This is a genomic window from Pseudomonas sp. B13(2017), from assembly GCF_002113245.1.
In the GTDB taxonomy this organism is placed as follows: Bacteria; Pseudomonadota; Gammaproteobacteria; order Pseudomonadales; family Pseudomonadaceae; genus Aquipseudomonas; species Aquipseudomonas putida_Z.
In genome coordinates this window covers 182,218-204,297 of sequence record NZ_NEJX01000010.1, presented here as the reverse complement: position 1 = coordinate 204,297, position 22,080 = coordinate 182,218, and the positions used below count along the sequence as shown (strand labels likewise).

At 62.2% G+C, this 22,080-nt stretch carries 18 protein-coding genes and 5 tRNA genes; 12 read left to right on the top strand and 11 right to left on the bottom strand.

Annotated elements, in window-relative coordinates; translation table 11 throughout:
* The first annotated feature begins 286 nt into the window (after positions 1 to 286).
* From CAG44_RS15385 to CAG44_RS15360, 6 genes are all read left to right on the top strand, one after another.
* Complete coding sequence (locus tag CAG44_RS15385) at positions 287 to 2,734, top strand: acyl-CoA dehydrogenase (RefSeq protein ID WP_085590123.1); 2,448 nt, start codon at positions 287 to 289, stop codon at positions 2,732 to 2,734.
* A gap of 78 nt (positions 2,735 to 2,812) precedes the next feature.
* Positions 2,813 to 3,223 carry a PA2817 family protein gene (locus tag CAG44_RS15380; RefSeq protein WP_085590121.1) on the top strand — a complete coding sequence of 137 codons (411 nt, stop codon included), beginning with the start codon at positions 2,813 to 2,815 and terminating at the stop codon, positions 3,221 to 3,223.
* A gap of 187 nt (positions 3,224 to 3,410) precedes the next feature.
* A complete protein-coding gene (locus CAG44_RS15375) occupies positions 3,411 to 3,962 on the top strand; it encodes a fimbrial protein (protein ID WP_085590119.1) in 552 nt (183 codons plus the stop codon).
* A 62-nt stretch (positions 3,963 to 4,024) separates the two neighbouring features.
* The gene (locus CAG44_RS15370; protein WP_085590117.1) at positions 4,025 to 4,747 is read left to right on the top strand and encodes a molecular chaperone; all 723 of its coding nucleotides are present in this window, start codon (positions 4,025 to 4,027) and stop codon (positions 4,745 to 4,747) included.
* Positions 4,748 to 4,777: 30 nt separating this feature from the next.
* The gene (locus CAG44_RS15365) at positions 4,778 to 7,279 is read left to right on the top strand and encodes a fimbria/pilus outer membrane usher protein (protein WP_085692442.1); all 2,502 of its coding nucleotides are present in this window, start codon (positions 4,778 to 4,780) and stop codon (positions 7,277 to 7,279) included.
* Positions 7,280 to 7,343: 64 nt separating this feature from the next.
* Complete coding sequence (locus tag CAG44_RS15360) at positions 7,344 to 8,435, top strand: fimbrial protein (RefSeq protein ID WP_085692441.1); 1,092 nt, start codon at positions 7,344 to 7,346, stop codon at positions 8,433 to 8,435.
* A 44-nt stretch (positions 8,436 to 8,479) separates the two neighbouring features.
* Here the strand turns inward: CAG44_RS15360 and CAG44_RS29130 are convergent, their stop codons facing one another.
* The gene (locus tag CAG44_RS29130; protein ID WP_256573549.1) at positions 8,480 to 8,614 is read right to left on the bottom strand and encodes a hypothetical protein; all 135 of its coding nucleotides are present in this window, start codon (positions 8,612 to 8,614) and stop codon (positions 8,480 to 8,482) included.
* A gap of 199 nt (positions 8,615 to 8,813) precedes the next feature.
* Here CAG44_RS29130 and CAG44_RS28060 point away from each other — a divergent pair, with 199 nt between their 5' ends.
* Both CAG44_RS28060 and CAG44_RS15355 read left to right on the top strand, forming a co-directional pair.
* Positions 8,814 to 9,257, top strand: a complete 444-nt coding sequence (locus tag CAG44_RS28060; RefSeq protein ID WP_139833520.1) for a hypothetical protein — start codon at positions 8,814 to 8,816, stop codon at positions 9,255 to 9,257.
* 361 nt (positions 9,258 to 9,618) lie between these two features.
* Positions 9,619 to 11,808: an autotransporter outer membrane beta-barrel domain-containing protein gene (locus CAG44_RS15355; RefSeq protein WP_139833522.1), complete on the top strand. Its 2,190-nt coding sequence runs from the start codon at positions 9,619 to 9,621 to the stop codon at positions 11,806 to 11,808.
* 203 nt (positions 11,809 to 12,011) lie between these two features.
* On the opposite strand, the gene CAG44_RS15350 is transcribed toward CAG44_RS15355, so the two are convergent.
* The 5 genes from CAG44_RS15350 to CAG44_RS15330 form a co-directional block, all read right to left on the bottom strand.
* Positions 12,012 to 12,087: transfer RNA gene (locus CAG44_RS15350), tRNA-Gly, on the bottom strand.
* Positions 12,088 to 12,172: 85 nt separating this feature from the next.
* Positions 12,173 to 12,248: transfer RNA gene (locus CAG44_RS15345), tRNA-Gly, on the bottom strand.
* Positions 12,249 to 12,251: 3 nt separating this feature from the next.
* Positions 12,252 to 12,327, bottom strand: a tRNA-Glu gene (locus CAG44_RS15340).
* 91 nt (positions 12,328 to 12,418) lie between these two features.
* Positions 12,419 to 12,494: transfer RNA gene (locus tag CAG44_RS15335), tRNA-Gly, on the bottom strand.
* A 4-nt stretch (positions 12,495 to 12,498) separates the two neighbouring features.
* Positions 12,499 to 12,574 (bottom strand) — tRNA-Glu (locus CAG44_RS15330).
* A gap of 377 nt (positions 12,575 to 12,951) precedes the next feature.
* Between CAG44_RS15330 and CAG44_RS15325 the strand changes: the two genes are divergently transcribed.
* On the top strand, positions 12,952 to 13,719 hold the full coding sequence (locus CAG44_RS15325) for a hypothetical protein (RefSeq protein WP_085664907.1): 768 nt from the start codon (positions 12,952 to 12,954) through the stop codon (positions 13,717 to 13,719).
* Between the two features lie 127 nt (positions 13,720 to 13,846).
* On the opposite strand, the gene CAG44_RS15320 is transcribed toward CAG44_RS15325, so the two are convergent.
* Positions 13,847 to 14,329, bottom strand: a complete 483-nt coding sequence (locus tag CAG44_RS15320; protein WP_003260813.1) for a GAF domain-containing protein — start codon at positions 14,327 to 14,329, stop codon at positions 13,847 to 13,849.
* On the bottom strand, positions 14,330 to 15,217 hold the full coding sequence (locus CAG44_RS15315; RefSeq protein ID WP_075044109.1) for an ATP-binding protein: 888 nt from the start codon (positions 15,215 to 15,217) through the stop codon (positions 14,330 to 14,332).
* Positions 15,218 to 15,421: 204 nt separating this feature from the next.
* Here CAG44_RS15315 and CAG44_RS15310 point away from each other — a divergent pair, with 204 nt between their 5' ends.
* A complete protein-coding gene (locus CAG44_RS15310) occupies positions 15,422 to 17,779 on the top strand; it encodes a response regulator (protein WP_085590103.1) in 2,358 nt (785 codons plus the stop codon).
* Here CAG44_RS15310 and CAG44_RS15305 read toward each other — a convergent pair.
* Complete coding sequence (locus CAG44_RS15305) at positions 17,769 to 18,257, bottom strand: glutathione peroxidase (protein WP_015269382.1); 489 nt, start codon at positions 18,255 to 18,257, stop codon at positions 17,769 to 17,771. The genes CAG44_RS15310 and CAG44_RS15305 overlap by 11 nt on opposite strands.
* A 13-nt stretch (positions 18,258 to 18,270) precedes the next feature.
* Positions 18,271 to 18,666 (bottom strand): peptide-methionine (R)-S-oxide reductase MsrB, encoded by a 396-nt coding sequence (msrB, locus tag CAG44_RS15300; RefSeq protein ID WP_085590101.1) that lies wholly within the window; start codon positions 18,664 to 18,666, stop codon positions 18,271 to 18,273.
* Positions 18,667 to 18,833: 167 nt separating this feature from the next.
* Between msrB and CAG44_RS15295 the strand changes: the two genes are divergently transcribed.
* Together CAG44_RS15295 and htpX are read left to right on the top strand one after the other, a co-directional pair.
* On the top strand, positions 18,834 to 20,045 hold the full coding sequence (locus tag CAG44_RS15295; protein ID WP_023661072.1) for a pyridoxal phosphate-dependent aminotransferase: 1,212 nt from the start codon (positions 18,834 to 18,836) through the stop codon (positions 20,043 to 20,045).
* Between the two features lie 289 nt (positions 20,046 to 20,334).
* On the top strand, positions 20,335 to 21,222 hold the full coding sequence (htpX, locus tag CAG44_RS15290; protein WP_003259721.1) for a protease HtpX: 888 nt from the start codon (positions 20,335 to 20,337) through the stop codon (positions 21,220 to 21,222).
* A gap of 169 nt (positions 21,223 to 21,391) precedes the next feature.
* Here the strand turns inward: htpX and CAG44_RS15285 are convergent, their stop codons facing one another.
* Complete coding sequence (locus CAG44_RS15285) at positions 21,392 to 22,042, bottom strand: thiopurine S-methyltransferase (RefSeq protein ID WP_085692439.1); 651 nt, start codon at positions 22,040 to 22,042, stop codon at positions 21,392 to 21,394.
* Positions 22,043 to 22,080: the final 38 nt, after the last annotated feature.

Here is a 22,080-nt window from a genome sequence, read left to right as displayed (position 1 = left end):
CAAGATTTTGAGTATTCATAACGGCGATCTCCAGTTAGATCCCCCAGTGAAAGCTTAGGCTTTCACTGGGGAGTCCTGGGAGGACCATTTCATTAGGTACTGCACCACCCTGAGGTCTGGTGCGATCCCTGTGGGAGCGGGCGTGCCCGCGAAGAGGCCGGTACAGGCAAACAACGAACTGAAACTCCCGCCGCCATACCCTGTCACTGTTCTGACCCGGCCGTTCGCAGCGTTGCGTCTAAGCTGTCTGGGACGGCTTACCCCCTGGTTCCAAGGAGGACCGATTATGTTGCTGTTGTGGTTGGTAGTGCTGGTGATCGGCGCGGCGTACCTCACGCACCGGCGCCTGGCGCCCTTGCAGATTCTCGGCATCATGGCGGCGTATGTGCTGCTGATGGGCATTTTCAGCAGCGCTCCCGGCTGGCTGCTGACCCTGATCTGGATAGTGCTGGCACTGAAAGTCGCCCTGGTGGCGCTGCCGGAATGGCGCCGCAAGGTATTCACCGGCCCCGTGTTCAAGTGGTTCCAGCGCACCCTGCCGCCGATGTCGCAAACCGAACGCGAGGCGATCGACGCCGGCACCGTATGGTGGGACGGCGAACTGTTCAGCGGCCGTCCAGATTGGCGCACCCTGCTCGCCTACCCGGCGCCGAAGCTGACCGACGAAGAACAGGCCTTCCTCGATGGCCCGACGGAACAGCTCTGCGCCATGGTCAGCGACTGGCAGATCGGCCAGGACATGGACCTGCCGCCCGAAGCCTGGGCACATATCAAGCAGCATGGCTTCTTCGCCCTGATCATCCCCAAGGAATACGGCGGCAAGGGCTTTTCAGCCTACGCCCACTCCCAGGTGGCGATGAAGCTGGCCACCCGCAGCGGCGACCTGGCTTCCACCGTGATGGTGCCCAACTCGCTCGGCCCGGCCGAACTGCTGTTGCATTACGGCACTGACGAACAACGCAACCACTACCTGCCACGCCTGGCGCGTGGCGATGAAATCCCCTGCTTCGCCCTCACCGGCCCGCTGGCCGGCTCCGACGCAGGCGCCATGCCTGACACCGGGGTGGTCTGCAAGGGGCAATGGAACGGCGAAGAGGTCATCGGCCTGCGCCTGAACTGGGAAAAGCGCTATATCACCCTCGGGCCCGTCGCCACCCTGCTGGGCCTGGCGTTCAAGGCCTACGACCCGGACCACCTGTTGGGCGAGCAGGAAGAACTGGGTATCAGCCTGGCGCTGATCCCTACCGACACGCCCGGCGTCGAAATCGGCAAACGCCACCTGCCACTGGGCGCCGCGTTCATGAACGGCCCCAACAGTGGCAAGGACGTATTCGTGCCGCTGGATTTCCTCATCGGTGGCCAGGCCATGCTCGGCAAGGGCTGGATGATGCTGATGAACTGCCTGTCGGTAGGCCGCTCCATCTCCCTGCCGGCCGTGGGCACTGGCGCTGCCAAATACACCAGTCTGGTCACCGGCCAGTACGCCAACATCCGCGAACAGTTCAATGTTCCGCTGGCTGCATTCGAAGGCATCCAGGAGTCGCTGGCACGCATCGGCGGCAATGCTTGGCTGATGGACAGCGCGCGGCTGCTGACCGCCAAGGCCGTGGACCTGGGCGAGAAGCCTTCGGTGCTGTCGGCGATCCTCAAGTACCACCTCACCGAGCGCGGCCGCGAATGCATCCAGCACGCCATGGACGTGCACGGCGGCAAGGCCATCATCATGGGACCGAACAACTACCTGGGCCGTAACTGGCAGGGTGCACCGATCTTCATCACCGTCGAGGGGGCGAACATTCTTTCGCGCAACCTGATGATCTTCGGCCAGGGCGCCATCCGCTGCCACCCGTTCGTGCTCAAGGAAATGGCCCTGGCCGGGCGCGAGGACCGCGATCAGGCATTGAGGGAATTCGACGACCTGTTGATGAAACACATCATGTTCGCCGCGAGCAACGCGGCCAGCACGCTAGTGTTGAACCTCGGCCTGGGCCGCCTGGAAAGCATACCGGGCGATGCCTTGAGCCAAAGCTATTTCCGCGCACTCAACCGCCAGGCCGCGGCCTTCGCCCTGCTCGCTGACCTGTCGATGATGCTGCTGGGCGGAGCGCTGAAACGCCGTGAAAGGCTGAGCGCAAGGCTGGGGGATGTGCTGAGTTACCTTTACCTGTCCAGCGCCGCGCTCAAGCGCTATCACGACCTGGGCTCACCGGAACACATGCAGCCCCTGCTGCGCTGGGCGATGGAAGAGAGCCTGGGCCAGGCAGAAAAGGCACTGGACCGGTTGCTCGACAACTTCCCCAACCGCTTTGTCGGCTGCGCACTGCGGGTACTGGTGTTTCCCTTCGGCCGCCGCCATACCGGGCCGAGCGATGAACTGGATGCCGAGGTGGCGGCATTGATCGGCCGCGGCAGGGGTGACCCGGCACTGGAAGAGCTGCTTGCTGGTTGCTTCAGGCCACAAGCCGACGGCGACCCGGTGGCGACGCTGCAACGGGCCTACGACTTGCTGGATGAAGCGGCGCCCCTGCACAAGGCGCTGCATCAGGCAATCAAGGAAGGCAAGGTGCGGCCGGCACCTGGGCAGTCGTTGATCGATGCAGCCGTTGATGCCGGTGTATTGCAGCCTGGCGAAGAGCAACGGCTGCATGCCGCGGAGCAAGCTCGTCGGGCAGTGATCGATGTGGATGCCTTCGACAAGGCGCAGTTGCTGCCAGAGCAAGGCAAGGTGCGCTGAACCAGGGGGCCGCTTTGCGGCCTCATCAGCAACGGACGTATACTCCGCGCCCGTTTCAACCACCCCGAGGACCGCCCCATGGCCACCCCCCAACTGGAATACCACCTGCAACTGCTGAGCCACCTGCGTACCATCCTGGTGGCCCTGGGTGAAGCCGAGCAGGTACCGGAGGAAAGCCACGCCCTGTTCCTCGAACGATTCGATGAACTGCTGACCTTGCTGCCGCAGGACCCGCTGGAAAGCCAGTACCTGGGCCAGGACCTGATCTGCCAGGTGATCCTGCGATATCCGCAAATCGCCCACCTGGTGCCGCGCGACCTGCTGTGGTTCTTCGCTGGCGATTGCCTGCACTACATGCCCGACGAAGAGCTGGAGCTTTACCAGCAACTGGAAGAGCGCCGCTACGAAGCAGAACAGAACGGTGAGCCATTCGATTGGCATCAGCAGAAGCAGCTGTTGAACACGCCGAAACAGGCACCGGGCCACTAATCCCGAGCAATAGCCGCACCTGAAGTGCGGCTATCTCTGTTTCCATATCCCGATAACGAAAAGTATTACAGCCCCGCATAACTCATATCCATAGCCTGTCGTGGTCACGAAAGCTCTCGGTTCACTGCCCTTTCGCTGACCTGTGGAGAGCCTCCGCAGCCAACACTTCAACTGTATGGATATACCAATGAAAAAGCTCACACTAGCTATTGCCCTGGCACTTTCAGCTGGCACGGCAATCGCTGCCCCCGAAGAAGGACAGATCGAGTTCACCGGTTTCATCAACCCGGGTGGTACTTGCCCGATCGACCTGGTCAACCCGGGCCTGGGCGATGTGCCATGGGTTTCGTTGGGCACCCCCAATGCCAACAAGTTTGAAAAAACAGGTGATACCAGCGAGGAAGTAGCATTTGCCCTGCGGGTTACCCCTGGCGCAGGCTGCGTGCTTCCGCCCAACCCTACAGCCACGGTCAAGTTCGAGCCTCTGCACGGGATCGTTGGCCCAGGCTCCGACCTCTACGGTATTCGCCAGGGTGGCAGCGCGGCCACCGGCGTTGGTATCGCCATCAAAGATGATACCGGCACCAAAATCACGCCAAATACCGACTCCAAACCTTACGACCTGTACCAGTCCTCGCCAACCGACATGCTGTTCTACGCGAACTACGAGTCGATTGTCGACGATGTCACACACGGCCTGGCCCAGACCTTTGTGAAATTCACCGTCGCCCTGCCTTGATCAAGTTGCCAGGTGCTTTCGCACCTGGTTCCTGTCGCCCGGATCTCACTCGGTCACTCCTCATGTCACTCTTCTCCCACACCTCGGTGCGCCTGGGCTGCCTGCTGGCGCTTGTCTGCACGCTTGGCAACGCCCATGCCGCCCTGACCATCAGCAGCACCCGTATCGTCTACAACAGCGACAAGCGCAGTGCGTCAGTGGTCATTGCCAACCCAGGCAAGCAACCCTATGCGGCCCAGGCCTGGGTCAACACCGCAGCCGATGACACCATTACCGCAGTACCCTTCGCCACTGCCCCGAACCTGTTCCGCCTGAACCCCGGCAAGGAACAGACCGTTCATATCAGCGGACTGCCCAACGACCTGCCACAGGACCGCGAATCGCTGTTCTTCTTCAACCTGCAGGAAATCCCCCAGGCGGTCGGCGATCAGGGCAACGCCCTGAACGTCGCCCTGCGCACACGCATCAAGCTGTTCTACCGACCAAGCCAGGTCAGCGGTGACCCCGTCCGCCGCCTGACCGACCTGCAAATCCACAGGACCATGCTTGACGGCGTTGCGCACCTGCGCATCCACAACCCCACCCCCTACCACTACACCTTCAACCGCCTGGAGGCGGTCAACGGCAAGCAGAACCGCCCGCTGGCCAACGCCGACATGCTTGCGCCCCTGAGCGAACAGCTGTTTGTCCTGCCCACGGCCGCCAAGCAGGTACTGGTCAGCATCATCAACGACTACGGCGGCACCAGCGAGCCCTTGATCCTGCCTGTTCACGACGCGCCCTGACACCGATCGGCACGCTCCAGGAGCACCCGTATGCCCAATTTCCCCCTTTGCCGCGGCCGTCAACGCTTACGCCGCGCTTGCCTGCTGCTGGCCGCCTTACCCGCTGCAGTGGCCTTCGCCGAGCCAGAAACACCCGGCGAAATCGACTTCCAGGCCGGCTTCATGTTCCAGCACCCAGACCAACCGGCCAACAGCGCGCAACTGGCCCTGCGCCTGCTGGCGAGCACGGTCGACCTTGCACCCGGTACCTACCGGGTCGAGCTGTCGGTCAATCTCGAATACGTGGGCCAGCGCGAAATCGCGTTCGAACTCGACAGCAGCGGCGACCGCTTGCAGCCCTGCCTCTCGCCTGCCTTGCTCGGTGAACTGGGCCTGCGCCTGGATGCCCTGCCAGACCCGGCACTGCTCGAACAACCCTGCCTCGACTTGCCAGCCGTGGTCCCTGGTGCCCGCGTGGACTTTGACGGCAGCCGGCTGCGGCTGGCGGTGTCGATCCCGCAGATTGCCCTGCGCCGTGACATCCGCGGGCAAGTCGACCCCGCGCTGTGGGACAGCGGTATCACCGCCGCTTTCGTCAACTACCAGGCCTCGACCTTGCAGGGCCAGAGCCGAGGGCAGGGGCGCTTCGACAGCCACGACCTGTACCTGCACAGTGGCGTGAACCTGGGCGACTGGCGCTTGCGCAGCAGCCAGACGTGGCGCCAGGACAGCCAGGGCCACAGCGAATGGACCCGGGCCTATACCTATGCACAAACCGACCTGCCCGGCACCTGGGGTAACCTGACCATCGGCGAAACCTTCACCGACAGCGATGTCTTTCGCGGCATACCGGTCACAGGCGTGCGCCTGGCTTCGGACTTCGACATGCTGCCCGACACCCATCGCAGCTACGCCCCGACCATTCGCGGCGTGGCCCAGACACGGTCCAGACTGGAGATCTGGCAAAACGGCTACCCGCTCTATTCCACCTACGTCAGCCCGGGTCCCTATGCCATCGATGATCTGGCAGTCGGCGGCACCGGCGAACTGGAAGTGGTACTGACCGAGGCCGATGGGCAGGTCCGCCGCTTCATCCAACCCTATGCCAATATCGGCAACCTGCTGCGCCCGGGCGTGGCGCGCTACAGCACCACTGCCGGGCGCTACAACCCCACTGGCGATCTGCTGACGCCGCCGTTGTGGCAAGGCACCGCAGCGCTCGGCACGGCCTGGAATACCACCCTGTATGGTGGCCTGATGGCCAGCGAAGGCTACCAGGCAGAAGCACTGGGTATCGCACGCGACCTGGGCAGCCTCGGCGCGGTGTCATTCGATGTGACCCACTCGACCAGTGAGTTCGCCGGCCTGCAAGGCAGCGACCTCGACGGCCTGAGCTATTCGTTCAAGTACAGCAAGACCTTCACTGCCGGCACCAACCTGCGCTTCGCCGGCTATCGCTATTCCACCGAAGGTTACCGCGACTTCGACCAGTGGGTACGCCAGCGCAGCCACGACCAGCAGTTTCGCGGCGGCCAACGCCGACGCCTGGAAGCCTCGCTGTACCAGACGTTTGGCGAGCGTAGCTCGGTGAGCCTGAACCTGACGCAACAGGACTACTGGCAACGTCAGGATGTCGAGCGCCAGTTCCAGGTTAACCTCAGCACATCGCACGGCGGTATCAGCTACCACCTGTATGCCTCGCAGTCACTGCAGGACAACGGCTACGGCAAGGACCGCCAGATCGGCCTGAGCCTGTCTTTTCCGCTGGCATTCGGCCGCCGCAGCAACATGAGCATGAACACCCAGCAAACGCGCAATGGCTCCCGGCAGCAGGCCAATCTGACCGGCAGCTACGACGAGCAGTTGAGCTACCACCTCAGCGCCAGCCGCAATGAACGCCAACAGCACGACTTCACGGTTGGCGCCGGCTACCAGACGGCACACGCCACCCTGGGTGCCGGGCTGAGCAAGGGCGAGGACTACCACAGCCTGTCATTGAGTGCCAACGGCGCCTTGCTGGCACATGCGGACGGCATCGAGACAGGCCCATACCTGGGTGAAACCATTGCCCTGGTGCAAGTACCCGACATCGCCGATGTGGGTTTGCAGAACGCCGCGGCAGTGCGCACCAACGACAAGGGTTATGCGCTGCTCCCCTACCTGCGCCCCTACAAAAGCAACTCGCTGGTGCTGAACACCGACCGCCTGGGGCCAGATGTGGAGATTGACAACGGTACGGCCCAGGTAATCCCACGCCGTGGCGCTGTAGTGAAGGCCACGTTCCAGGCCCGTCGGGTAAACCGTATTGTGCTGACCACCGTGCTGCCCAATGGCCAGCCCCTGCCGCTCGGCGCCCAGCTGATGGACAGCGCTGGCGAAATGCTCGCCACGGTTGGCCAGGCTGGCCAGGCCATCCTGATCACCGGCCTGGAAGCCCAGCAGGTTACCGCTCACTGGGGCGAGGACGCTGCGCCCCGCTGTAGCCTGCAACTGGACCCTGCCGCAGTGCCTGTCACCCAGGGTTACCGCATGCAAACCCTGACGTGCCTTTGACTATCCCATCTCGCAATGCGCTACGTGGCGAATACGTTCGCTGCGTGGCACCAGGATCGCACACATGAAACTTCTTCGTTATGCCGCGCGCATTGGCCTGCTGGCTTCGCTCACCTTGCACGCTGCCCCCGCGCTGGCCCTCGCGGACCCGAACAATTATTGCATCTGGCGCGGGACAGGTAGCCCACCCATGGTGTTCACGCGCAACCTGAACACCGTTCACATTGCCAGAGATGCACCAAAGGGCAGCGTTATCGGTGAGGTCAAAGGCGGCTTCACGATTGTCGACGGGAGCTCCAGTCTGGACCTGCGCTGCGTCAGCCTCGACGGAAAGCCTGCAACCCCCATGCGCTACAGGTTCGTAGCTGAAAGCGTTCTCCTCGACCCCTTGCCACCGTTCGAGGATGGCCACGTGCTCAAGACCAACGTCGAAGGCATCGGTGCCAGGGTAGAGCTTTCAGTCCCATTCAACGGCACTGCAAAAAACTACTTCGACCCGGATCAGGGCCACACCGTGGTTCCCTTCAGCTCCAGCCTGAACCGGCCGAACGGCTTGGGGGTCGAGGTGGGTGGCGTGCTGTACAACGATATAACCCTGATAAAGACCGGCGACATCGCGCCAGGGGTGCATGCTGTCGATTCCTTGTTATTCCGCAGCTTTCAGGACTTCGATGGCATTGGCGAAGTGTTCCAGTACCGGGTTGCCGCCACCGTCGTTCAGGCACAGTGCCAGATCGCCGGCGACCCGGTAAAACCCAATCCGGTAGACTTGGGGTCATGGGAGCGCAGCGACTTTACCGGCCCGCCATTCACCACCCCTACCGCAGCCTTCGAGATTGCCCTGACCAGTTGTCAGACCGACCCGGCAGGCCTTACACAGGTGTCCATCGAACTGGATCCGACCAATGGTTCACGCCCACTCGACCCGGAAAACGGCGTAATGAGCCTGAGCAACGATGACACCGGCACCGCCGGTATCGCCATACAAGTGGTCAAAGATGGTAGCCCGATGCCTCTGAAGCGCGAGGTCAAGCTGCTGCCGATCAGCCCTGGCAACATGGCCCTGAGGTTTGGCGCCCATTTCATTCAAACCGGCGCACACGTCAAGGCCGGTAAAGCCGAAGGTGCGGTGAAGTTCACCTTGCGTTACCGATGAAATGCTCCCGGCACCTGTTGCAGGTGCCGGGAAAGCTCCGGGCATCAATCGCTGAGGGTACCGCTCAAAATGTCCTTGGCATCGTATATATAGTGCTGAACTTCATCGTCACGCTGCGCCTTGATCAGCTGGTTGAGTGCGTTGTAGGTCATCTTGAGACCCTGGCCATCATCGGTCATGTTGCCATAATCGTCATACTCCAGTTCGAATGCCTGAGGTGGAGCATCTGCAGGATCATGCGTATAACCTGTAAGTTGCGCCGGATCGTCAGCATTCTCGAATTGATACTTGGTCCTGTGCAGCTTCTTGTCGGTATCCCTCGTCGTCAGTGTTGTGATGTTGTTGACTGCGTCGAACCCGAATATCTGGTTGTAAATCTTGAATGGTGAACATGTCGCTGGAAAAGACTATATGGTGGATACCGGTGATGCATCTCCCATCGAAGTGGAAATTCCTTGGTCCGACATCGAAAAAGCAGGCAATGCCGCCGCCCTGCCCGTGCATTACGCAATCAGTGACAAGGACGGCCGTAACGCCCAAAACGCGCCTGCAACCGAGGTTAAAGTCGAGGCGGTAATCGTTGTTGCACCCAAGCCTGAGTTCTTGGGCTTGAACCAAGATAATGGCCGCTTGGTCTGCAAGTCGCTGAAAGACCCAGACAATCCGACAGCTCCTCCCGCCTTCCGCCTGCAAGTGCCAGACTTGAGCAAGTTCAATCTATCGGCAGGTGCAGAGATAACACTGATTTGGCGACTTTATTGGGGGAGACTGGTGATACCCCGCTCCCCCGGAACATGTGAAAGAAGAAATAGTAAAAATTGATGCTGACCACCCTGTTACCGGCTTTGTATGGCGCATCGAGCCTTACGAAAAACATATTCTACCGATCTACGAGGACGTAGATGGCCGACGCAGGGGCCGTGGAAGGGGGTTCTATTCATTCACTTACCAATCCACGAAAGTCAGCTCTGCACCGTTTGATACCGTGGTGAATATTGGTGGGGCTGGTGGAACATGTGAAATTTGAGGCGGCTTGAAATATCGGGTGCATAAAGTCTTGCACCCGATTTTCTCTACTCAGCCAAATCATTGATCAGACTTTTCCTACATAAAACACCGGGAATTCCGACTAAGGTGCCTGCAGATTCCATCTGCATCACTTAAGTTCGAGGAAGAGACCATGATGAACGCCTGCATCCATCCTGGGCGATATACGGCTATAGCCGTGGCCATAGCCTCTGCCAGCGCCATGTTGCTGTTCAGCAACACCGCCGAGGCCGCTATTCCCATTACCAAAGATACGGTGATCGATAGCGCTGCACCCCTCGACAGCTATCACGTGCATGGCGCCAAACTTACCGCCAACGGCGCTGTCACCAATGAGATCGACGGCGAAAAGGGCTCGACCCTGGAGTTGAACGGCACCACCGTGACCGGGGCCGGTGGTGCCAGTGGCATGACACTGGACGGCACCACCGCCACCCTTCGTGACAGTACGATAAGCGGGCCCAGAAACCAGGGCATCAGTGCCCGCGGTGGCTCACAGGTCACTGCTCTGACTAGCCGGATCAGTGGCGCGCTGCGGGGTGCCACCCTGAACGCAAGCAGCTTGACACTGGAAAACAGCGAACTGCGTGGTACCAACAGCACAGCCCAGGGCGCAGTGTTGATGGGCGGCACGCTGAATGCGCGCAACAGCATCATCAGCGGTGGCCAGGAAGGCATCAGCGTTACCAATGTCCGTGGCCAAGCCTCCGGGCCGAGCAGCATCGTGCTGGACGGTACTAGTGTTATCGGTGAGCGCGGTTCTGCCATCGTGGTCGGCGCTGGGGCTGGCAACCCGGTCAACGCCAGCATCGACATCCTCAATGGCTCGACCTTGAGCGCCGGCAGCGGCCCCCTGGTGTCGATTGCCGCTGACGGCAACGCCACGCTGAGGGTCAGCGCCAGCCACCTGGTGGGCGACATCGTTGCCGAACAGGGCGGGCGCGCCGATCTCACCCTGGAAAACGGCAGCACCCTCAAGGGCAACCTGGAAAACATCGAGAAACTGACCATCAACAGCCAGGCCGAGTGGACGCTGAGCCGTGACGCCAAACTCAACGACCTGGCCATGAACGGCGGGGCCATCCGGCTCGGTGCCGCAGCAGGCGACTTCAATACCCTGTCGGTAGCCAACCTTGAAGGCAGCGGCAAGTTCATCATGGATGTCAAATTCGACACTGGCGAAGCCGACCATCTGCAGGTTACCGGGCACGCCACCGGCAACCACCAGCTGCTGGTCAGCAGCAGCGGCAGCGACCCGCAGGCCGAAAGCAGCCTGCATCTGGTGCACACCGCCAGCGGCGATGCGCAGTTTTCGCTGGAAGGGGGGCCAGTAGACCTCGGCGCCTACTCCTACAGCCTGAAACAGAGTGCAGACGGCAACGACTGGTACCTCGACACCACCACCCGCACCGTCAGCCCCGGCACGCAAACCCTGCTGGGGTTGTTCAACAGTGCCCCGACCGTGTGGTATGGCGAACTCACGACCCTGCGCAGCCGCATGGGTGAAATCCGCCGCGACACCGGCAAGACCGGTGCGTGGATGCGCAGCTATGGCAACAAGTTCAACGTGTCCTCCAGCGCTGGCACAGGCTACCAGCAAACTCAGCAAGGCCTGTCGTTTGGTGCCGACACCCCGCTGCCGCTGGGCGATGGCAACTGGCTTGCCGGGGTAACTGCCGGCTACAGCAACTCTGACCTCAACCTGCCTCGCGGTGCCTCGGGCAAGGTCGACAGCTACCATGTCGGTGCCTATGCAACCTGGCTGCAACCGCAAAACGGTTACTACCTGGACGCGGTGGCCAAGTTCAACCGCTACCAGAACCAGGCCGATGTACGCCTGAGCGATGGCAAGCAGGCCAAAGGGGACTACGACAGCAATGGGTTTGGCGCTTCGGTGGAATTCGGCCGCCACCTGCGCCTGGCCAATGACTACTTCATCGAACCCTACGGGCAGCTTTCGGCAATGGCCGTGCAAGGCCAGAGCATAACCCTGGACAACGGCATGCGTGGCCATGGCGACAGTGCCCGCTCGCTGCAGGCGAAACTGGGCTCGGTAGCTGGCCGTGACTTCGATCTGGGCCGGGGCCGCAGCGTGCAACCTTACCTGAAGGCGGCGTTGGCCCACGAGTTTGCTCAGAACAACGACGTCAAGGTCAACGACAACACGTTCAAGAACGACCTGTCCGGCTCGCGCGCAGAGTTTGGCGCAGGTGTATCCGTGGCCTGGGCCGAGCAGTGGCAGGCACATGCCGAGTTCGACTACAGCCACGGCGAAAAGATAGAACAGCCTTGGGGCGTAAGTGCCGGGCTGCGTTACAGCTGGTAATACACGAATACGGGGAGGCATTTGCCTCCCCTTTTTATTGAGGAGTTACCCCATGACAGCTTCAAGATCCCCCTCCTCCCCTCCTGAAGCCGACATTGCCATGCCGTGATAGCGACAAACAGGCATTCGGCCGATAGGCTGCTGCGCTACAGAAATGATGGCCAAAAAAAAAAGCCACTCTCGAAAGAGTGGCTTTTTTAAATTGGAGCGGGAAACGAGACTCGAACTCGCGACCCCGACCTTGGCAAGGTCGTGCTCTACCAACTGAGCTATTCCCGCATTGTGAAGCTTTACCGCTATCGGCGTGAAGCGCCTTGAAGACCTTCACCACCACTGCACCGCATAGACGCCACAGCATTTAAACTGGAGCGGGAAACGAGACTCGAACTCGCGACCCCGACCTTGGCAAGGTCGTGCTCTACCAACTGAGCTATTCCCGCAAATGGCGTCCCCTAGGGGACTCGAACCCCTGTTACCGCCGTGAAAGGGCGGTGTCCTAGGCCACTAGACGAAGGGGACACACAACACTTTTCAGTGCACCAGATTTGAACCTCACGATTCAGCCTGGATTTTCTTTTCCTGCCCCGCCCTTAGGCGCTGCCGGAGAAACTGGAGCGGGAAACGAGACTCGAACTCGCGACCCCGACCTTGGCAAGGTCGTGCTCTACCAACTGAGCTATTCCCGCAATTTGGCGTCCCCTAGGGGACTCGAACCCCTGTTACCGCCGTGAAAGGGCGGTGTCCTAGGCCACTAGACGAAGGGGACACGCTGCTGGCATTACTGCCTGCTTTCACTCCCTGCCGCGTTTCGCTGTGTGCTTTACGCTGCAAGTGGCGCGCATTCTATGGATGGTTCGGACAGGCGTCAACCCCTTTGTAGAAATTTATTTAAATCAATGACTTCCGGGTGAGTTGGGGTGCAGATGCGGGAGGGGTTGCCGATATAGAGAGAGGCAATCCTGTGCCGGCCCTTTCGCGGCTAAAGCAGCTCCCACAGGGACCGTGCGCAGCTTGAAGGCAGCGCCGTACCTGTGGGAGCGGCTTTAGCCGCGAAAGGGCCAGTACAGGCATATAGCCGCTATTCGCCCCTCGGCAAACTCACTACACTCAAAGCTGTAATTCTTCTTCAATGAGGCATTAACGGTGACACCACTTCTGATCACCCTGCTCATCGTGGCGGGTATCGCGTTGCTGATCGTGATCGGCTACCTAAACAATGTGGTCGAGAACGGCAAGCTCGAGCGCGCCCGGATGAAGGTCGAGCTGGCCGACCGCCTGCGCCGCTGTGGCGAAATCACCGAGACCTTCCCCGGCCAGTTCATGACCCCGGCGCTGAAGTTGCTGCTGACCCGCCTGGAGCTCAACCTCAACCAGCGTCAACTGGCGATGGACAAGCACAATGCCGAGATCAAGGCGCGCATCGCCGAACTGGAGAGGCTGATTGCCCAAGGCGGGCAGATTCCGGTAAACAACCCGCCCAACCCGATCCAGACCGAGATCAAGGCCAAGGATGTCCGCTTCCTGCTGGAGGCGTTGCACAACCAGGTGACCCGCGCCGCCCAGGAGGGCTTCCTGCCCACGCCCGAGGCCAAGCAATGGATCAAGGAAATCCGCCATATCCTGGTGCTGCTGCATATCGAGTTCTTCAACAACCTCGGCCAGCAAGCTTTGCAGCAGAACCAGCCAGGCCAGGCGCGCCTGGCCTTCGAGCGCGGCGTGCAGTACCTGCGCAAGCAGCCGGAGCCGAAGGTATATGAAGAGCAGCTGACGTACCTGGAGAAGCTGCTGGCCCGGGCCAACGCCCAGGTGCTGGACCGCATGGCCCCGGCGGAGGACGAGCAGAATGAACTGACCCAGGGGCTCAAGACCGATGAGGAAGAGACCTGGAAGAAGAAGGTGATGTACGACTGATGCTTCAACCTGTACCGGCCTCTTCGCGGGCTTGCCCGCTCCCACAGGTAAATCACTGCCTTTGAGGCTTGCGATTATCCTGTGGGAGCGGGCAAGCCCGCGAAGAGGCCGGTACAGGCAACAAATATCAGCAGTCGGTCAGCTCCAGAAAAATCGCCGCCAACCGCTCCAACCCCACCTGATCCGCCTCACTGAAGCGCCCAAGCTTCGGGCTGTCCAGGTCCAGCACACCAATCAACCTGCCCTCCTTCACCAGCGGGATCACCAGCTCGCTGTTGGACGCGCTGTCACAGGCAATGTGCCCCGGGAACGCATGCACGTCCTCTACCCGCTGGGTCTGCCGGGTGGCCGCTGCCGCCCCGCACACGCCCTTGCTGAACGGGATGCGCACGCACGCCACCTGGCCCTGGAACGGGCCCAGCACCAGTTCTTCGTTGCGGTTGAGGTAGAACCCCGCCCAGTTCAGGTCGTCCACCTGGTTATAGAGGAATGCCGAAAACTGCGCGGCATTGGCGATGAAGTCACGCTCGTCGGCAAACAGCGCCTGCACTTGCGCCGCCAGCAGGTTGTAGCCGTCGAGGCCGGCGCCACTGGCATTGAGGTCGATCATTTACTTTTGCTCCAGCAATTGCAGCCCGACCCAGTAGCGGGCGAACTGATAGGCACAACGGCCATTACGGTTACCGCGGCCGGTGGCCCAGCGCACGGCGAGGATGTCGAGTTCTTCGCTGCGCTGCCAGGCCAGGCCGGCAGACTGCGCGAGTTGGCCGATCCAGTGCTCGACCACGTTCAGGAAGTGTTCCTGGGTGAAGGGGTAGAACGACAGCCACAGGCCAAAACGGTCGGACAGGGCAATCTTGTCTTCCACCGCTTCACTGGGGTGCAGCTCGCCGTCCACGCGCTTCCAGTTCTCGTTGTCGCTCTCCTTCTCCGGCACCAGGTGGCGGCGGTTGGAGGTGGCGTACAGCAGCACGTTGTCGGGGGCCTGCTCGAGCGAGCCGTCGAGCACGCTCTTGAGCACCCGGTAGTCGCCCTCCCCGGCTTCGAACGACAGGTCGTCGCAGAACAGGATGAAGCGCTGCGGCAGCTTCTGCAGCTGCTCGACCACCCGTGGCAGGTCGGCCAGGTGGTCGCGTTCGATTTCGATCAGGCGCAGGCCGGCACCCGCGTGCTCGGCCAGCAGGGCCCGCACCAGCGACGACTTGCCGGTGCCGCGCGAGCCCCACAGCAGTGCATGGTTGGCCGGCATGCCGTTGATGAACTGATGGGTGTTGCGGCCCAGCTGGTCACGCTGCTGGTCGACGCCGATCAGGTCGCTGAGGCGGATGTCCAGGCTGACTTCCAGCGGCAGCAGGTAGCCGCTGCGGCCATCGCGCTGCCAGCGCGCGGCCAGGGTGGTGGCCCAGTCGATGTTCGGGCGCTGGGCCGGCAACAGGGGTTCGAGGCGGGCCAGTACCGATTCGGCGCGGTCCAGGAAAGCAATCAAGCGAGCGTCCATGACGACTCCTACGAATTTCAGTTTTTTGGGGCCGCTGCGCGCCCCTTCGCGGGCTTGCCCGCTCCCACAGGTACACTGCAAATCTCGAGGGCAGTGATATACCTGTGGGAGCGGGCAAGCCCGCGAAGGGGCGCAAAGCGGCCCCCGCTTGGCAATCAACTGAAATGAACAGACAGACCCACCAGCAGCCGGGGCTATTCGGCTATGCTTGCGCAGCGCAAGGGACGTGAAACCGGCTCGGGACACATGGATATCAAGTTCACCAATCGCCTGTCATACAAGCAAGCCCGGTTGACAGTCCTGGTCGGCTTCATCCTGGGAACATTGCTCAGTCTCATCCAGATCGGCATCGATTATGCCAGCGAAGACGCGTCCATCAACCGTGAAGTGCGCGCCTTGCTGCAAATCAGCCATAACCCGGCCTCGCGCATCGCCTACAACATCGACTCGGAACTGGCCCTGGAGCTGACCCGCGGCCTGCTGCAATCGCCGGCGATCATCCGTGCGCGGCTGATCGACAACAACGAAACAGTACTGGCCGACGTCGAACGGCCGCGCCTGCAGGACCGCTACCGGCCGCTCAGCGACTTCCTGTTCGGCGACCAGCGCCAGTTCAAGGAACGCCTGTACCTGACCCACATGCCCGAGGAATACCTCGGCACCTTGTACCTGGAGGTGGACACCTACGCCTTCGGCAGCCGCTTTCTCGACCGTGCCGGCATCACCCTGCTAAACGGTTTCGCCCGCAGCCTGGTGCTGACCGGCATCCTCCTGGCGCTGTTCTACATGATGCTGACCAAGCCGCTGGTGACGGTGATCGGCGCGCTCAGCGGCAGCGACCCGCGCAAGCCCCGGCAAACCCGCGTGGCCTGCCCGCACGGCCACGAACACGACGAGATCGGCGTACTGGTGAAGGTCGCCAACCAGCAGTTCGTCAGCATGGCCACCGAGATCGAGCAGCGGCGCACCGCGGAAAACCGCCTGACCCAGTACCTCAACGAGCTGGAAGATATCGTCTCGGCACGCACCAACGAGCTGAAGGCCAGCAACAGCAGCCTGAGCCTGTCCAACCAGGAGCTGGAAGAAGCCCGCCGCCGGGCGCTGGACATGGCCCAGGCGCGCGCCGCCTTCCTCGCCAACATGAGCCACGAAATCCGTACCCCGCTCAACGGCATGCTCGGCATGATCGCCCTTGCCCTCGACAGCCCGCTGCCCAGCGAGCAACGCCAGCAGCTGGCGATAGCCCATGACTCGGGCAAGGTGCTGGTGGAGTTGCTCAACGATATTCTCGACCTGTCCAAGTTCGATGCCGGCCAGCTGGAGCTGGAGCGCATTCCGTTCGACATGGGCTCGATGGTCGAGGACACTGCCAACCTGCTGTCGCAGAACACCGCGCAAAGCGTGGAGCTGACCTGCCTGATCGCCCGCGACTTCCCCAGCAGCGTGCTCGGCGACCCCACGCGGGTACGGCAGATCGTCAGCAACCTGCTGTCCAACGCCCTCAAGTTCACCCGCTTCGGTCGCGTGGATGTGCGCCTGGCGACCATCGTCGGCGGTGTGCGCCTGGAAGTGCGCGACACCGGCATCGGCATCCCCGAAGAAGCCCAGGCGCGGATCTTCCAGCCGTTCACCCAGGCCGGCGCCGGCATCACCCGCCAGTACGGCGGCACCGGCCTGGGCCTGGCGCTGACACGCAACCTGTGCAAGGCCATGCAGGGCCACCTGCATATCAAGTCCGACCCGGGCTTCGGCAGCCGCTTCACCGCCGAGCTGCCGCTGGCCGTGCACACCGAAGCCATCCCGCCGGCACCGTTGCACGGGCGCGTGGCTGCGCTGAGCGCGGCCGGCAGCGGGCTCGATGAACTGTTGCAGGACCTTTTGCCCGCCTGGGGCCTTGCCTATCAGCACCATGACAGCAGCGCGGGGCTGGACGCCACGGCCATTGACCTGCTGATCACCGACAGCCTGGACCAGCTGTTCGAACTGCGCCCGGCACTGAAGACACCGATCCTGCTGGTGACCGCCTACGGCAACTTCCTGCCCAGCGAACAGTCGGTCACCCTCGCCCCCCTGCACCAGCTGGCCCGGCCGCTGGCGCGCAACGCCCTGTACCAGACCTTGCGCCGCACCTTGCAGGGCCACGAGCCCGAACACCCGCTGGCCACCCCGGCCATCACCCTGGAACAAGGCCGCGCGCGCATCCTGCTGGTGGAGGACAACCCGGTGAACCAGCTGGTGGCCAAGGGCATGCTGGCCAAGCTCGGTTGCCAGGTACAGCTGGCCACCCAGGGCGCCGAGGCCCTGGAGCTACTGGAACAGGACGAATTCGACCTGGTACTGATGGACTGCAACATGCCGGTGATGGACGGCTACGAGGCCAGCCGGCGCATCCGCCAGAGCGGCCGCTGGCCCGACCTGCCGATCGTCGCCCTCACGGCCAACGCCATGCCCGAGGAGCGCGAGCGCTGCCGGGCAGCGGGCATGAACGACTACCTGGCCAAGCCGTTCCGCCGTGAAGAGCTGCTGGCGCTGGTCGACCACTGGGTGCCGGTCAACGGCTGAGCAGGCGCTCGATGTCCGCTTCCAGGGCCTGCGGCTTGGTGGTGGGGGCGTAGCGCGTTACCTGGCCAGAGGCCGGGTCGACCAGGAACTTGGTGAAGTTCCACTTGATCTTCTGGCTGCCCAGAATGCCCGGGGCGCGCTGCTTGAGTTCGACGAACAGCGGGTGGCTGCCGGGGCCGTTGACCTCGACCTTGCGAAACAGCGGGAAGCTCACGCCGAAATTGCGCTCGCAGAACTGGGCAATTTCCCGCGCATCGCCCGGCTCCTGCTTGCCGAACTGGTTGCAGGGGAAGCCCAGCACCACCAGGCCGCGTGCGCGATAGGCCTGCCACAGTTGCTCCAGGCCCTTGTACTGCGGGGTAAAGCCGCACTGGCTGGCGGTATTGACCACCAGCAGCGCCTTGCCAGGGAAGTCGCCGAGCTTCTTGTGCTCGCCGCCCAGGGTCACACAGGGGATGTCCAGTATCGATCCAGCCATGGTCGGGCTCCGGTCAGTCGCGCGGGCGCAGGTCGATGCACACCGAGTTGATGCAGTAGCGCAGGCCGGTCGGTGGCGGGCCATCGGGGAACACGTGGCCCAGGTGCGCATCGCAGCGGGCACAGGTGACTTCGGTGCGGATCATGCCGTGGGAGGTGTCGCGGATCTCGATCATCGCGCTTTCCTCGATGGGCGCGTAGAAGCTCGGCCAGCCGCAGCCGGAATCGAACTTGGTCTGCGCATCGAACAGTGCCAGGCCGCAGCAGATGCAATGGTAGATGCCGTCGCGGCGCTCGCTGTTGTACTTGCCGCTGAACGGCCGCTCGGTGCCCTTGAGGCGGCACACCTGGTACTGCTCGGGGTCGAGCATCGACCGCCATTGTTCCAGGGTTTTCTCGATCTTTTGCATGTAGGGACCTCGGCAGGCTGAATTTCACTGCGCACCGTCTTTTCCGGGGCGCGGGTGGCACGTATATTAGTTGGCTTCGTGTGCCAGGCGTTCAGTCTGGCACCCGCTTCCTGCCCTTTCAAACCTTTCGGCGGGGCGTAGCGCGTTTTCTCAATCGGGATCCCATCATGCAGTTCAGCAAATCGAACAAGCTCGCCAATGTCTGCTACGACATTCGCGGCCCAGTGCTCAAGCACGCCAAGCGCCTGGAAGAGGAAGGCCACCGCATCCTCAAGCTGAACATCGGCAACCCGGCGCCGTTTGGCTTCGAGGCGCCTGACGAAATTCTCCAGGATGTGATCCGCAACCTGCCCACCGCGCAGGGCTACAGCGACTCCAAGGGCCTGTTCAGCGCGCGCAAGGCGGTGATGCAGTACTGCCAGCAGAAGCAGATCGAAGGCGTCGGCATCGAGGACATCTACCTGGGTAACGGTGTGTCCGAGCTGATCGTGATGTCGATGCAGGCGCTGCTCAACAACGGCGACGAAGTGCTGATCCCGGCCCCCGACTACCCGCTGTGGACCGCCGCGGTGAGCCTGGCCGGCGGCAAGCCGGTGCACTACCTGTGCGACGAGCAGGCCGACTGGTTCCCCGACCTTGAGGACATCAAGGCCAAGATCACCCCGAACACCAAGGCCCTGGTGATCATCAACCCGAACAACCCGACCGGCGCGGTGTACTCCAAAGAGCTGCTGCTGGGCATGCTGGAATTGGCCCGCCAGCACAACCTGGTGGTGTTCTCCGACGAGATCTACGACAAGATCCTGTACGACGAAGCCGTGCACATCAGCACCGCCTCGCTGGCCCCCGACCTGCTGTGCCTGACTTTCAACGGCCTGTCCAAGTCGTACCGGGTGGCGGGCTTCCGTTCCGGCTGGCTGATCATCTCCGGGCCCAAGCACCACGCGCAAAGCTACATCGAAGGCATCGACATGCTGGCCAACATGCGCCTGTGCGCCAACGTGCCGGCCCAGCATGCCATCCAGACCGCGCTGGGCGGCTACCAGAGCATCAACGACCTGGTGCTGCCACCGGGCCGCCTGCTGGAGCAGCGCAACCGCACCTACGAACTGCTGAACGACATCCCGGGCGTGAGCTGCGTGAAGCCGATGGGTGCGCTGTATGCATTCCCGAAGATCGACCCGAAGGTTTGCCCGATTCACAACGACGAGAAGTTCGTGCTCGACCTGCTGCTGTCGGAGAAGCTGCTGATCGTTCAGGGCACGGCGTTCAACTGGCCGTGGCCGGACCACTTCCGCGTGGTCACCTTGCCGCGGGTGGATGACCTGGAGGCGGCGATTGGCCGGATCGGGAATTTCCTGCGGACTTATTCGCAGTAAGTACCGACCTCATCGCCGGCAAGCCAGCTCCCACAGGATCTCCACAGGCCTGAAGATTGTGGGGTCCCTGTGGGAGCTGGCTTGCCGGCGATGGACTGCAACGCAGCCCCCAAAATCCCATGGAATGTTTCTTACATCCTGCAACGCTCTATCCCACAGCCCCCGCGCCATCCTCTGCCATACTCCGCCATACACAGTTTGAAATAGTCGCCCGATTGAATCGGCACGGCCGGCACCTTATATACCCCGCAGTAAGCGACAATTCATCCGTCAGGAGAACGTAACAACCATGATGCGCATTCTGTTGTTTGTAGCCACCAACCTCGCGGTGGTGCTGGTTGCAAGCATTACCCTGAGCCTGTTCGGTTTCAACGGGTTCATGGCCGCCAACGGGGTCGACCTGAACCTCAGCAGCCTGCTGGTGTTCTGCGCCGTGTTCGGCTTTGCCGGCTCCCTCGTCTCGCTGTTCATCTCCAAGTGGATGGCGAAGATGACCACCGGCACCCAGATCATCAGCCAGCCGCGCACCCGCCACGAACAGTGGCTGCTGCAAACGGTCGAAGAGCTGTCCCGTGAAGCGGGCATCAAGATGCCCGAGGTGGGTATCTTCCCGGCGTACGAGGCCAACGCCTTCGCCACTGGCTGGAACCGCAACGACGCACTGGTAGCCGTGTCCCAGGGCCTGCTGGAGCGTTTCTCGCCCGATGAAGTGCGGGCAGTGCTGGCCCACGAGATCGGCCACGTGGCCAACGGCGACATGGTCACCCTGGCGCTGGTGCAAGGCGTGGTGAACACCTTCGTGATGTTCTTCGCACGCATCATCGGCAACTTCGTCGACAAGGTGATCTTCAAGAACGAAGAAGGCCAGGGCATTGCCTACTACGTGGCGACCATCGTTGCCGAGCTGATCCTGGGCATTCTGGCCAGCATGATCGTGATGTGGTTCTCGCGCCGCCGCGAATACCGCGCCGACGAAGCCGGTGCACAGCTGGCCGGTACCGCGGCGATGATCGGCGCCCTGCAGCGCCTGCGCGTGGAGCAAGGCCTGCCGGTGCACATGCCCGACACCATGAAGGCCTTCGGCATCAATGGTGGCCTGAAGCACGGCCTGGCCGGGCTGCTGATGAGCCACCCGCCGCTGGAAGACCGTATCGAGGCCCTGCGCCGTCGCGGTTGATCCAACCGGTAAAAACAAAGGGCGACTTCGGTCGCCCTTTTTTGTACACCTGTGCCGGCCTCTTCGCGGGCTCGCCCGCTCCCACAGGTTCACCACATACCTTGAGGATTGTGCAGTACCTGTGGGAGCGGGTTCACCCGCGAAAGGGCCGGTGCAGGCTACACACCTGTCATCGGCTGACCCGGTAAACCCGCTCCAACAAACTGGAAGCTCCGGCCTGCAGGAACTTCGGGCTTTCCTCAATCACCTCCACAGCCCCCAGCTCATCCACCTGCCACCCGGCAAACCCTTGCCGCAGCTCCTCATCCCCCACCGAAAACGGCGGCCCGCCCAGCAAAGCCTGGTCATAATCCAGAGTCACCACCACCCCCTGGCAACCCGCCGGCAGCAAGCTCGACAACAGCTGCATGTACGCCCCACGCATCTGCGGCGGCAGTGCAATCACCGCCGCCCGGTCATAAAGCCCCGCGCAGTCACCGACGTCCCCTGCCTGCAACGCAAAGAAATCCCCACACCAGAGCTCAACGTCACCACTGCGCCAAACCTCGAAAGCCCCGCGCTGTTGCACCTCGGCTTCAAGCCCATGCTCGCAAAAGAATGCCTCCACCGCCCGCCGCGACAGCTCTACGCCCAACACGCGGTACCCCTGCCCGGCCAGCCAGGCCAGGTCCAGGCTCTTGCCGCACAACGGCACCAGCACGCGGCTACCCGGCGCCAGGCCAAGCGCTGGCCAATACTTCTGCAGATAGGGGTTTACTTGCGCCTGGTGAAAGCCGATCTGGTTGTCGGCCCACCGCTGCTGCCAGAACGCTGGCTCCATGATCACTCCCGATTTTTAGATGGTTTGTCGGTAAAAGT

Bases quoted from the DNA above. Each gene is read 5' to 3' on its own strand.
- CAG44_RS15375 (WP_085590119.1), top strand. From the start codon at position 3,411: ATGAAAAAGCTCACACTAGCTATTGCCCTGGCACTTTCAGCTGGCACG.
- CAG44_RS15320 (WP_003260813.1), bottom strand. From the start codon at position 14,329: ATGATCGACCTCAATGCCAGTGGCGCCGGCCTCGACGGCTACAACCTG.
- CAG44_RS15315 (WP_075044109.1), bottom strand. From the start codon at position 15,217: ATGGACGCTCGCTTGATTGCTTTCCTGGACCGCGCCGAATCGGTACTG.
- CAG44_RS15385 (WP_085590123.1), top strand. From the start codon at position 287: ATGTTGCTGTTGTGGTTGGTAGTGCTGGTGATCGGCGCGGCGTACCTC.
- CAG44_RS15370 (WP_085590117.1), top strand. From the start codon at position 4,025: ATGTCACTCTTCTCCCACACCTCGGTGCGCCTGGGCTGCCTGCTGGCG.
- htpX (WP_003259721.1), top strand. From the start codon at position 20,335: ATGATGCGCATTCTGTTGTTTGTAGCCACCAACCTCGCGGTGGTGCTG.
- CAG44_RS15380 (WP_085590121.1), top strand. From the start codon at position 2,813: ATGGCCACCCCCCAACTGGAATACCACCTGCAACTGCTGAGCCACCTG.
- CAG44_RS15355 (WP_139833522.1), top strand. From the start codon at position 9,619: ATGAACGCCTGCATCCATCCTGGGCGATATACGGCTATAGCCGTGGCC.
- CAG44_RS15365 (WP_085692442.1), top strand. From the start codon at position 4,778: ATGCCCAATTTCCCCCTTTGCCGCGGCCGTCAACGCTTACGCCGCGCT.
- CAG44_RS29130 (WP_256573549.1), bottom strand. From the start codon at position 8,614: ATGACCGATGATGGCCAGGGTCTCAAGATGACCTACAACGCACTCAAC.
- msrB (WP_085590101.1), bottom strand. From the start codon at position 18,666: ATGCAAAAGATCGAGAAAACCCTGGAACAATGGCGGTCGATGCTCGAC.
- CAG44_RS15295 (WP_023661072.1), top strand. From the start codon at position 18,834: ATGCAGTTCAGCAAATCGAACAAGCTCGCCAATGTCTGCTACGACATT.
- CAG44_RS15285 (WP_085692439.1), bottom strand. From the start codon at position 22,042: ATGGAGCCAGCGTTCTGGCAGCAGCGGTGGGCCGACAACCAGATCGGC.
- CAG44_RS15360 (WP_085692441.1), top strand. From the start codon at position 7,344: ATGAAACTTCTTCGTTATGCCGCGCGCATTGGCCTGCTGGCTTCGCTC.
- CAG44_RS15310 (WP_085590103.1), top strand. From the start codon at position 15,422: ATGCTTGCGCAGCGCAAGGGACGTGAAACCGGCTCGGGACACATGGAT.
- CAG44_RS15305 (WP_015269382.1), bottom strand. From the start codon at position 18,257: ATGGCTGGATCGATACTGGACATCCCCTGTGTGACCCTGGGCGGCGAG.